Here is an 11,953-nt window from a genome sequence, read left to right as displayed (position 1 = left end):
ATGCAGACCCTAGCATCTAATTTAAGCTGCGCCGCGAAGCGGCGTCGGCTTGAATGAATTTTTAGAAATCAATCAATCAAACTTCAAGCCACTCTTGATCCTCGACATGCTCTCACGCTCTGCGGCATCGGCAGCGGCTTTTTGCGCAGTTTCACGCTGCTTCTGCTCCCAGTGCTGTGCGTATGCCTTGTTCGTCTCGGCGACAATCTTGTTGAACTCTATAATGAGATTCTGAAGCTCATTAAGCACACAGTAGGTCTCCAGTCTATCGCCGGAGACGTAGGCGTCACGCTTCATCATATAGAAATGTTCTTTCCAGCGCCGATTGAAGTAGTCAGCCCATTCCTCCGGAGCCGAGGATGATAATTTCAACACTGCATTGAACAGGGCTGAGTCCGGGTCAGTCTTACATGCCGCATTGTCGTCGAAAGAGACGATCTTAATGCATTCAAAGTCACGCACCATGAAACTCTCCTTGTCTTTAAGAAATGTAATAATTATCTCTGGCGACGACTAATTACTTGCCCGCTGTGCCCTGCACGTCGCGTGCCATCCTGTTGACGCCAATCGATCTTAACGCGGCTGGGTCCGATTAACAAACCGAAGCATAAAGGTCCAGGACGTTCGCTACGGTACATGCCCGCTTTCCATCAAAATTTGACTCTAGCACTCTTAGCCGCGTCCAGGTCCGCCTACGGCCAGGAGCGGACCTCTATCCCGCCCCCGATAACGCTCCCTAATCCCCTGCCCTGCCCAATGTTCAGTCTCGGCCAGCAGCGGACATGCGGTCAAAGTAGGTGGTTCGCAACAGAACCCGGCAAGAACAATAGTACCTTCATCAGCGACTCCGACAGCAGCATAGCTCTGGCTGCGGTACCGAGGCTACCGACTGGCCTCATGAGCTCCGGTCATCCTACGATAAGGATGGGATTTTCCTGATAAACCATGTCGGGCCATCCGACCTGCACGGCGACCTCCTCACTCCCGCCTACGCGGAGGCGAAGGCGACCTTAAAGACCATCAATCGTTGCTTTACGCGAATCTTGCCGGCCTGCGCGCTAGCCGCTGGCAGTACTCGGTGACATGCCACGTCCGCCAGTAGTTCTCTTTGGAATGCGACACGACCTAACGTGCAGATCTTTAAAGAGCAAATAGAGAAGATGCCCATTTTAAGCGTACCGAGCGCATGTACCCGGGTATCAAAGTCACGATCACATGCAGAAAGTCCGCGCCTCCTGGCTCGCTCAACGCCAAGTGGTGATCAGCCCGCTCGGCAGGCTAGGAAAAACGCGGCTGCAAGGCGAGAATCCCTGATCCAGAACTTCTCCGGCCGAGCACGATGAGCAAAGATGGAAAGGTGCACATCCAAGGGCACTTTGCACTACAGCCAGATAAACCAGTGCCGCTGCGCTCCGCTGCTTCCATTCGCTATGAGAAGCATGATCCAACCTCCCTCGAGGTTGAGGTCCTCTTCTTGGGCGGCGAAGAGGAACGTGCCGAGGCATACCTTGCAGTCCATGCCCTTGACATCAACTTAGTAAAGCTCCATCCAATCAACGAGGGCGGAGACTCCATCAACTTGCTCGGGCTCAATAGATGGCAGTCGAGTCTCACAAGCTTGAAGCTGGAGGTGGGTGCCATAGAGATCGGCATCGATCGTGATCCCGCCATAAAACCTGTCGATGTGAGCTTTACCGTTAGCCTCCAGCCAAGTGGCATCCTCACCGGCTACGGCTCGGTCGAACTTCATTGCAATGGAAACATCAGTACCACACATGGCGAAGAAGAACAGATTCTTGTTCAAACGAGTCTTGGCCCAATCGAGGCGATGGAGGCGTACGACTACCTTGACGGGACGGCCTTCGGCGACAAGGTCCTCCATCGCATCCAGCGCCTTCGCCTGGTGGGCAGGATCGAGCTTCGAGTAGGCGAGACGCTGAGGTCTTTGCATGAAAAATTGCTCGAGGAAATCTTTCCGATCTGCAGTGCACTTTCCCTTTGCTACAGGCAACCGGTCGATGCATACGAGATTCAATATCTGTGGGAAGGGCCTGAAGAGGATCCCATCAAACGAGCTACCTACAGGCGTAAGTGGTATAGAAGCCGGGAAAAGGTAGGCGGCAGCGAACTTATCGATACCTCGAACTTACGAGGGGGGGGGGCTTTCGGATCTGGTCAATGCTCTGAAAGGACACCCTCAAAGCAAATCACTTGACCAAGGTATCGGCTTCCTTTCGCATTCCTATGTCAGCTTTCTCGAAACTGCGTACTTCACTGCCTTTTCTGCTATGGAGACCATCGTCAACGCCGTTTGCGAAAGTGAAGAAGTGTTGCTGATCGGGCCAGCATCCTGGAAGAAGGTTGAAAAAGTGCTGCGGGCATCTCTGAAGGAACTCTCCGACGCAGAAACCATCTCTAAGAAAACCGCCACGCATATGCAGGAAAAGCTTCCGGAACTGCGGCGTGCATCGCTTGCATCGAGAATCGGCAGGGTTGTCGAGGCTTACTCGATCAAGACATCCGACCTGTGGACCTCAGAAGGGTTCGCCGCTGGAATGAAGCGAGCATCTGGGTTCAGGAATGAGTTGTTCCATGCCGCCCGCACCTCCGACCTAGACCTGATGGATGTGGACCTGACCAGGATTAGGGCATTTACCGAGAGGCTTCTTCTTGCTGCACTGGCGTGGCCTGAAGATCGCCGGTGGGTCTGGCGCGATGACCAGATCCATTTGATCATTCAGCCCCCGGATCCGATCGAGTATGAAGCATCATTTAAAGGCAATTTCGAGAATGACCTTGAAAAATAAATTTGAAGGAATACCTCCACTAAAGAGCCCTGGTCATGCCCTGCATCTATGGAGGTTATTGATTAGGCCGTGGATTTTACGTCAAAAGAAAAAAGAATAATTGAAATTTTTTAAGAAAAATAATCTTCCAAATTCGCGATTTAACAATCTAATGAGAACGGCTCAAGCCATTGCCGACATAAACCCTGCAGGTTTACAAGACCTTGTTAAAGCTATCCTGAGGCCCATGCAAGCAGAACATATCTTGTCAATCGCCGAGTTTGGACATGGCTCAAAGACTCCGATCCAGTGGCAGACGTTTTTCGGTCCCGCAGTGCGTGACAGGCTTTATGAAAGCGACGGAATGACCATCCGCCCATCAGAGTTTGATCCAGGCAAGTATCCAATCTCGCTTGCTCGCGACATCGTCCTCCCTTGGCCATGGAAAGAGACAAGCTACGCCAGTGCATTGGCGACGATAGGCACCAAAAAAACTTCGCTTACCCCAAATACAATGCATGGCTGCCAAGGGGAATGGCGTCAAGACTTAAATCATGCAATTGAGCTGTGGTTGCCATGGCGAATCGGTTTCGTCACGGGTGGAAATCACTCTATCGCTGCAGGAATTTTAGCCGGCGAAGGCACAGTCATTCCCTATTTGGTACTGGATTTCTCATATCTGTTTGATGAGTTAGCTGCGGATGGAACTGCCTTCTATGAGCTTGAAGAAAAACGCCGGATCTGTGATGTACATGATCCTCGTGTAGCTGCAGTTTTTGAAATTGGGCGCATGATTCACAAAAGCTCCCGGCCAAACTAAAACGATCAATTTACTAACGATTATTCACGCCAAGAATGCCGCCCATCCCTACTAAGAAGGGGTTACAAGTTCAGGGCGCGCCTCTCCTCGAGATATCCCCGAACCCGACTTGACTCAATCCGAGGCCTTTCGGTCTGCGAGTCTGATGGCAGCTCGTGCAACACCCATTGGCAAATGAGTTTACGAAAACAAGAAGTGAGTAACCAACTTTCGTTGTTATAAGCCAATGGCCTCAAACACAGGGTGTTGCGCCAGACTGCGCGGCCTGCTAGCGTCGTTTATCTAATGGAGCGCTGCCGGCCAGGCGAGGGATCCTCTGACAAATGATGTGCTCGCCTGAGCACCACATTGCAGCTTCGCCGTGGCTTCGTTGGAACTTGAGGCGGCGCTGCTAGGACAACCCCACTTCACAGATCTGTCGCATTCTCAACCGCATCTACATCGGAATGCCCGATATCCCACACTCGAGAAAACAGTGCATGACAAGTAGTTTTTAATTCTCTGACCATCTGAAATGAAATGCCCCCGTTGGCGCGGGGGCATTTTCCTCTCGTCGGAGCGAGAGGTAGAGGAGCACTAAGGACTCGATGCTTAGGCTCCCGCATTTCTCCTACCTAGTCAAGCCTCCGTGACGGATGGCTGGCAGAGTGTTACCGCCTTTCAGGGCCGACCGAGTTCGGCAACTGGAGCGTTGCGCCCTGCCCTGCCCCCGTCACAAGTGGCGTGGTGCCCCTGTGCACCATTTTTCAGGAGACGCAAATGACTGTTGGAGCAGCAGCCAGTGCCATAGGCACGACCTTGACACACCATGTCGATCCTTCACTGAACTACACCCCACGGCAGCTGACTCGAGGACAACGCAGCCGGCAAGAGGTGTTCGTGTATCAATCTCCGCGCAACCGGCGGGTCGTCACCGTGGCGGATCCCGCCCACTTTGCATTGGGTCTGATTCTAGAGTTCGACTCTGCAGTTCGAGCATATGTGGAACGGCCCCGTCAGCTCCAGCTGTCGCTCAAGACATCCGTTGATCTATCTTTCTGGTCGCATATGGCCAACGGAAGTCAGCAGTTCCATCTCCTCATCCCGACTGCACGCACCGCCCGTAGTAGCAGCGGCGTCGTCATGCTTCCCGCAAGAGAAGAACTTATCGAAATCGGCGTCCGGAACGGCGTGCTACTCACCTGCATGACTGAGTTGGAGCTGACCTCCTCACTGGCACGGGTGGCCGTGTGCTACGAGCTCCTGCCATTGGTCTGGGATAGCGAACGGATCATTGCTCGCGCCGCCATCGCAGAGCAGGTCAAAGAACTTCTAGGACGTGCGCCGCGCCTGAACTTGGCCAGCTTGATCTCTGCCCTCTCCTACACCGCGCACCAAACTCGGGCCACGGTTGCCTGGATGATCCATCAAGGCATCCTCGCGCTTGTAGACCACTCCCCGGGTTCAAGTGATGCGGTGCTGGAGCTCGCCCATGGCTAACCCGCGCAGACTCTACGATACCGAGGAGCTGGCCGAGTGGTACTGCCCTAACGAGGTGGAGCTTAAGGAGGCGGATCGATCCAACTATCGCCGCGCCAGGGCCGCATTGACTGCCGCACTGACCGGTGAACTCTCCTTCTCCCGCGCTGCTGCTGCTAATCAATTGTGCCGCAAACGGCTTGCACGTATGGCTGAAGCAGCGCCACGCAGGCACGCGGACGGAATGCCTAATGGCTTTCGCGTCTGCGTCCCCTGGGGAACTTATAGTCATGGCACTGCTGGTGACGTCGGCGGCCGTGTACCTAGCGCCGCCGGCCCAGGGGCAATGCGCCAATTGCTGCAGGCGTTACCGCTAATCCGCACGTGGGTGGAGGGCTACCAGCAGCCTCTCCCCCCCGGTCGCGCTCCCAGGGGGTTTGATCGTCTGCACGAGCGCATCTGCGCGGAATTGGGGCGCCAGGACTTGGCCGACCACTATCCGTTGAACACACCAGATCGAGGCAGACGCGCACTTCTGGACTACCTTCGCCGTTCTCGGATCATGGCGGTAGTACCTGGCACTCTAGAAGTTGAGCAAGTGCCTGTGCGCAAGCTGGAAGATGCGTTCAGAGGGCGAATATTTGATCGCACCGAATTTGATGCACATCGCATTGATGTGGAGGGCACGTTGAGTGTGGACGTGCCGCTTGGTGGCACCGTCGAGAAATCGGTCACCACAATTTGGTTGCTCATTGAAGTTGAAACACGCTCCCGAGCTATTGTGTCTTGGTCACTTCGAGTTGGTCGTGGCTATAGCAATCTCGATGTGGCCACCTGCTTAGCGGTGGGACTGAGGCCGTGGGTTCCACGTGAACTGACAATCCCGAATCTGTCATATGCGCCGGGAGCGGGCATGCCGACGGGGTTGGAACCGGCGCTAGCCGCGAGGCGGTCCAGATCCATTGCGCTGGATAACGCCCTTGCTCACTCAGCATGCGACTTGGAAGCGTCCTTCTGCCATTCCCGAGGCGGCGTACTGATCTTCGGGCGCGCCCAACAACCGCGCTCTCGGCCAATTGTTGAGCAGTTGTTCTCCCGTTTGGAGCGAGGTGCACTTCGCCGTATCCCAGGTGGCTTCGAGCCGGCCAAACGTTTAGGCGATTCGAAGATTCGGATCAGCAAGGTTCACGGTGATGACCACGCTTTTCAGCTGGGTGCGTTCGAGGAGTTGATCGATGTAATAGTCGCAAACTACAACGCCACCGTACACCCTGCCTTGGGCAGCCTGTCGCCTCTGCAATTCCTACAATCGCAGGCCAGTTCTGCATTCGACTTCAGCCCCGACACCGGCGCGCAAGATGCAGATGAATTGTGTACGGTCATGGCTCCCCTAGTCGTTCATGGGAACAAGTCTCAGGGTGTTGTGCCGCACGTTAACTACAAATACGTAAAGTACCGCAGTGCGGGTCTCGAGGGGCGCTGGGAACTAGTTGGCAAGACAGTGATGGCTCGAATCAACCGAAACGATCTGCGCAGCCTGATGCTGATGCGCAGTGCAACTGCCCCACTTTGTGCAGCGCGAGCCGCCTCACCATGGGACAGAACACCACACGACGAAACCACCCGCAAGTTGATCATGCAATGGGTCAAAAATCGCTCGGGCTTCAGCATTGCCGGTGCCGACTGCGCTGTGGCTGCCTATATCGCCTTCTTGCGCAATAAAGCACAGACCTCACAACTAGCTGTAGACCAGCTCGCTCGCATGGATACCGCTTTTACGCAGGAATCGCGCCCTATAAGTGGGCCCGACTACTACAGCGCAGAACTTCGAATTGCTTCCGATGGATGGGTGAGCCTGGATGAGTAACTAGGTTTTAATCGCCGCTCGCCCAAGACCATCTGCATTCTTCTGCCAGAGTCGAGTATATGAATAGTCCTCATGTCAACTCTATCACCAATAAGGTCCATCCACTTCTGATTCCCGACGGCTATCAAATCAATACAAAGCCGACAGAACGACTCGCTAATTTTATTAGAACGAACATCTTTGAGGGACACCATGGATGCTCTGCATATGGTGGCGGAGGCATCGGAAAAACTACGGCAATTACCTATCTGACAGATAACGCGTCTCGATGGTTGATCAACACTGATAAGCAGCCCATGGCAGTCGCGATGCGAATGGTCATGGCCAGCGGGATCCGCCGCACTGACAGAGCGTTCTGGTCCACCATGAATGAGCGGATAGGAATTGGCACCTCCAGCGGCACCACATCTGCAGTTGGCATGGCCAAAATCCGCCACCTCATTGGAAGTCGATGTGGACAAGCCGGCGTAAGCAGGATGGTGCTGTTCATCGACAATGCTCAGAGGATCACTGAAGCGGAGTACGAGTACATGGAGGATCTGGACAGCATGATCCTTCAGGATCGCCTGAATCTATTCCTTGTCCTGATTCGCCAGAGTGATGCCGAAGGCGTGGAGGTAGGAGACGATTGGCGCGATCGTGGTACGCACAGTATCCGGCGCTGGTTCATGGCTACTACACCTTTCGGGCCACTGGTGGGGCTGGAAGAGGTCAAGCACGCGCTCAACGGCTACGACAGTAGTTGGTGGCCCAATCCGGAAATGCCCTACAGCCGCTACTTCGCTAAGCAGGCTTTCGACAATGGATGGCGACTGAGCAGCCAGGCCTCATTGATCTGGGAAGTGGTGGGCGAGATGAGGAAGAAGGGCAAGCTTCCCGAAAGTAAAGCGTGGCCAATGGCCACCTTCACGTTGATGGTTCGGCAACTGCTTTGCGAAATTGCTTTCCGTCAGGAGAACTTCAATGGCTTCACAGGAGACCAAATAGCGATGGCCCTGCAGAACTGCGGCTACCTGCGTCTTGAGTACGTACGGGCTCGTATGCGCATGCCTCCGGGCGGTTAATCGAAGGCCACAAACTATGAGTTGGTTGCACGAAATTGAAGGTCAGCCGATTGTGCCACGTGTTATAGGGGCTGATCTCAGCCCCTATCCCTACATCTCCGGGTATGGGCTGGTACAACGAATCGCCAGATTCGCCCTGCCAACCGGCGGAGAGCTAGCCGCTTTGGGTTTAAAAAACAGAAAGGGGCTAGACGTATTGTTAGCCACTCAGAGGGCCGGCAAGACCCGATCCACCCTTCTAGGGGCGTTGGGCCTGGATGCCACGAGCGTTAGCAACTATTGGACACCAGATACCTGGTCACCAATTGATTGTCCAGAACTTTTCAATCGTCACTCTCGTCCTCTGCGTCAGTGCTGGGAGTGTGCTTGCCACGGCTATCATTGCGCATTATTTCAGCTTCCATCCGTGCGTCGTTGTCCTTGGCACGGCTCTCCACTGACCTGCACATGCCCCAGCTGCGGGGCTACTCAGTTCGCAAGGTTCAACGAGAAGGATCAGCTTGGTATCTGCCGCTGCGGATACACGGCCGCAGATGCACGCATTGCCTTGGCGGAAATGCGCACATTCCCGGCGGTCCAGTGCGCCGCTTGGACAGATGATTATCTCGCTTGGGCAACGCGGGAACGGCGTCACCGGGTAATCTCTGTTCCGGAATCGAACCAGCGCTGGGACGAGGCGTTCGCCACATTAGCTGCGCTGCCCACAATGCTTCAATCGACGGAGTCCGCTCCCACGACAGCACAGCTGATGTGCTTTGAAGGGGCTGGGCCCGATCCTGCACCGGATGCTCTATGGGGATGGTCACTTCTGGGTGGCTCTCAGACGTTTCGCTCCGCACCCTTACCTCGCTTTGCTTTCCAAGCCCTCGCCAAGGTAACGCAGAGCGTACTAAAAAATTGCGGCTGCAACGACGACGTCGTGGCCTTTGATGGCAGCTTGAATCGTGACCCGGCCTATGAGACAGACGCTACGCCCAAATCAGGATATATATTAATCGCGCCCTATGGACTCTCCGAGAACGGGCATGCTTGGTTGAATTTGAACGTGATCGATAAAGAAGTGACCACTGCCTGCGGTATGGCTCTGTCATTGACAGCGTGTCGTCTGATTGGACCGCCTGACACGCACATGTCTCCTCAGGCAAGCATCGGCAGGTCGCTTGGCCAAGTGGTGGGGCGGCGGCACATAGTGGATGCGATGATGGCAAGCCTGTGCCGGGGCTACGCTCAAGGACTGACCTTGGTGCTGCAGCCCTCATGGTCAGGTGAACAGCTAAAGCCGCTGCGCCTTGAAGTACCCCTGATCGAATTAACAATCTGCTCTGGTGGGATTGATCGGGTACGAATAGCGTGGGCACCCTCCTCAGCGATCCAAAGAAGCTCTACTCCTCAAGAGCATGCGGCCCCCATGCCGACGAAGAAGTCCAAATCCATAAAGCGGAAGAGCCGCGCTCGGCGCGTCATTCCGAGGTGAATCTAGAGATTAAGAAATTAAGGGCATCTTCTCGGTCGTTTCGCCAATTTTGAGGTAGCTTTTCCGTTGCTCAGCAAATCTGGGGCAACATTTCCGCAGCTCGTGAAGCATGAGGCAGCTTGTCTGCAGAGACATGTACCGATACCCACCCCCGCCTCGATGTCCGTGCCATGCGAATCAATGACTTACGGGTGGGGCGACTCTTCCCCGTCAATCAGCTGCATAGGCGAATGATTGCCGCGGAGGAAATGCCCCCGTTCCCGAAGACATACACCCCATTCTGAACTATCTGCTCACTAACTTCGCGGCCCAGCGCCAGGACTTCACCGGTTTCTCCGATGAGGACGTTTACGACGCATTGCAGGCCGCCGGCTTCATCGAACTGGAGCGCTCGCGCGGCAGCGAGCAGGAAGAGGAATAGCACGATGATGCTTACCCTGCCCTCATACGCGCATGGCGTGGTCCATGCGCGCCTGGACCGCCAACCTGGAATTTCCGGGTTTGGCACTGTGCTGCTGACCCAGTGAATACCACAAGTCCATCTTCCCCGCCCGTCAGCGCTCCGGCAGCCAAATGGAAGGTCGTCAGGTTTTCGATCGGCAGTACCCATGTCGCCGCACTCGTAAGGCCTCGCACAGACTGCGGCGCCCCGCCGACATACGGACGCACGATCGTGCAGCCAGGCCCCGCCTCCATCGCGATGCTGCCGATGCCGGCAACCATCAGCGGGAGTGGCTGCTTGACTAAGCCGAGGACGGTACCGATCGTGTCCGCCTCCTGGATGCCAGTGATGCCATAGTGGCGGTATACGCCCCGCAGAGACTTGAAGATTTCGTCGTTCGGGCAATCATTGGGACGAGAGCCTCTCCAAGGAATAACCGAGTAATGCGGTCAAATTACCTTTGATACATCGAAGGCCGCCTGAGGCAAAAACTCCTCCTGGCAGGCGCGCAAGTGCAACTCCCAGGGCGTAGCTCCAGCCTGCCGTGCTGCCACCAACTTGTCCGGATCAATATCGATGCCCAGCGGTTTGCGGGCAAATGCAGCCGATGTCTGCATGTGGTCGAGTGCAGCCCATCGATCGGTGTAATTGTTGACGTTGATCTCGACGCTGTTGCGATCGGGGTCCTCATAGTAGAACGCGGTCTGCGGCCCTTCATCCACAGAGAACACCGGCACGATGCCGATCCGCTTGAGGCGGAGATACGTGCCTAGCAGGTCGTCAAGCGAACCGAGTTCAAACGCCAGATGCTGGACTCGCTGGTGCTGGGAGCGCTCAGGATCTTCGGTGAGGCCGGGAACTTCGATGACGGCGAGCCGATGACTCACCTCGTCGTTGCTCAGGAAGGCCGCCTTGATGGCGGCCGCCGGAGCATCGACAGCAGCGGCGGTTGGATTGCTGGATGCGCTGACGAGACGCATACCGAGGACGGGCGTGTACCAGTCCAGAAGCCGTTGCAGGTCACCCGTCAACAAGCCAACGTGCTGAAGTTTCGGATGGAGAACCGCTTCCGTGTTGAGAATCATGTGAGTTCACTCCCGTTGCTGAAAGGGCCTACGGTGGGTGAATTCCCCGTCACTGAGGGCAGTGTCAGTCCATGACGATGGGCGAGTTCTCCTGTGATGTTCCACAGCTTCTCGCAGGCAGCCGGATCAAGTGCCAAGGATTGCGGGCTGTAGCGCTTTGGCTTGCGCAACACTGCCCCGTTCGCGTCTTGCGCAGATGCCTTGGTGAGCAACCTGACGGCATTCATGGCGGAGACTTCCGGCGTGGTGCCCGCCAAGCCCATCAGCCGCATGACGAGCGGCATTTCGGGCTGTGCCATGGCCTTTGTCTTGGTTGGACCAACGCAGGATGCACTGATCGTGACGGGGAGATCATGCCAACGCCGTGCCGCTTCCTGAATGTGCAGGAAGCCCAGTGCGTGGGTGCCCAGTACCGATTTGAAGAATCCCCACTTGCGCCGCTCGAACTGGAGATCGTCCAGATCGGGACGGATGAAGGCAGGAACATCGCCCGCGATATGCACGATGCGACCATCGCCTGAGGCCGCGAGGTGATCGACCAATGCGCGGTTAAGGACAGCCCTGGCGAAGTATTGCAATGCGAAGGCAAACTCCAACCCGTCGGCCGTGACTTGTTTGCGGTTGAACGCGGCCATGGCGGTATGCATGATGCCGTGCAATTGCGGACGCCAGGCTTTGACGCCTTCTGCAACAGAATGGATGCCAGCGACGGTAGACAGGTCGCCGGCAAGGAAATCGGCGGACGTGGCGCCGGCCGCAACGACGGCATCGACAGCAGCCTGACCAGCTTGTCGTCCTCGGCCGACAATCAGAACCGACGCGCCGCGGCGACCCAACTCCAGCGCAGTGGCTCTTGCGATGCCGGTTGATCCACCGAAGAAGACGAAGTTCGACCCGCGCACGCTGCGCTCGCCGGCGTCATGGATCTCGTCAGAGCGGGAGTCCAGCGTCATGCCG

At 55.9% G+C, this 11,953-nt stretch carries 9 protein-coding genes; 6 read left to right on the top strand and 3 right to left on the bottom strand.

All coding sequences use genetic code 11. The features are described from left to right. Window positions 1-72: 72 nt before the first annotated feature. Window positions 73-465 carry a hypothetical protein gene (locus tag XpruCFBP8353_RS20280; RefSeq protein WP_101364848.1) on the bottom strand — a complete coding sequence of 131 codons (393 nt, stop codon included), beginning with the start codon at window positions 463-465 and terminating at the stop codon, window positions 73-75. Window positions 466-1,339: 874 nt separating this feature from the next. On the opposite strand from XpruCFBP8353_RS20280, the gene XpruCFBP8353_RS23555 reads away from it, so the two are divergent. The 6 genes from XpruCFBP8353_RS23555 (at window position 1,340) to XpruCFBP8353_RS20255 (ending at window position 7,995) form a co-directional block, all read left to right on the top strand. Continuing rightward, on the top strand, window positions 1,340-2,215 hold the full coding sequence (locus XpruCFBP8353_RS23555; RefSeq protein ID WP_133125688.1) for a hypothetical protein: 876 nt from the start codon (window positions 1,340-1,342) through the stop codon (window positions 2,213-2,215). Window positions 2,216-2,288: 73 nt separating this feature from the next. Then, window positions 2,289-2,807, top strand: coding sequence for a hypothetical protein (locus tag XpruCFBP8353_RS20270; protein WP_101364846.1), 519 nt, complete (start codon window positions 2,289-2,291; stop codon window positions 2,805-2,807). 100 nt (window positions 2,808-2,907) lie between these two features. Further along, window positions 2,908-3,606: a DUF6710 family protein gene (locus tag XpruCFBP8353_RS23550; protein WP_133125687.1), complete on the top strand. Its 699-nt coding sequence runs from the start codon at window positions 2,908-2,910 to the stop codon at window positions 3,604-3,606. Window positions 3,607-4,365: 759 nt separating this feature from the next. After that, on the top strand, window positions 4,366-5,085 hold the full coding sequence (locus XpruCFBP8353_RS23545; RefSeq protein ID WP_133125686.1) for a hypothetical protein: 720 nt from the start codon (window positions 4,366-4,368) through the stop codon (window positions 5,083-5,085). After that, a complete protein-coding gene (locus XpruCFBP8353_RS20260) occupies window positions 5,078-6,931 on the top strand; it encodes a hypothetical protein (RefSeq protein WP_101364844.1) in 1,854 nt (617 codons plus the stop codon). Before XpruCFBP8353_RS23545 ends, XpruCFBP8353_RS20260 begins: the two co-directional genes overlap by 8 nt. A gap of 59 nt (window positions 6,932-6,990) precedes the next feature. After that, the gene (locus tag XpruCFBP8353_RS20255) at window positions 6,991-7,995 is read left to right on the top strand and encodes an AAA family ATPase (protein WP_101364843.1); all 1,005 of its coding nucleotides are present in this window, start codon (window positions 6,991-6,993) and stop codon (window positions 7,993-7,995) included. Between the two features lie 2,365 nt (window positions 7,996-10,360). On the opposite strand, the gene XpruCFBP8353_RS20245 is transcribed toward XpruCFBP8353_RS20255, so the two are convergent. Further along, window positions 10,361-10,996: a VOC family protein gene (locus tag XpruCFBP8353_RS20245; RefSeq protein WP_101364841.1), complete on the bottom strand. Its 636-nt coding sequence runs from the start codon at window positions 10,994-10,996 to the stop codon at window positions 10,361-10,363. After that, window positions 10,993-11,949 (bottom strand): SDR family NAD(P)-dependent oxidoreductase, encoded by a 957-nt coding sequence (locus XpruCFBP8353_RS20240; RefSeq protein ID WP_101364840.1) that lies wholly within the window; start codon window positions 11,947-11,949, stop codon window positions 10,993-10,995. Before XpruCFBP8353_RS20240 ends, XpruCFBP8353_RS20245 begins: the two co-directional genes overlap by 4 nt. Window positions 11,950-11,953 lie beyond the last annotated feature (4 nt).

Source organism: Xanthomonas prunicola, from assembly GCF_002846205.1.
Taxonomy (GTDB): Bacteria; Pseudomonadota; Gammaproteobacteria; order Xanthomonadales; family Xanthomonadaceae; genus Xanthomonas; species Xanthomonas prunicola.
The sequence above is the reverse complement of the archived record's forward strand: the minus strand, read 5'-3'. Positions and strand labels throughout refer to the sequence as shown.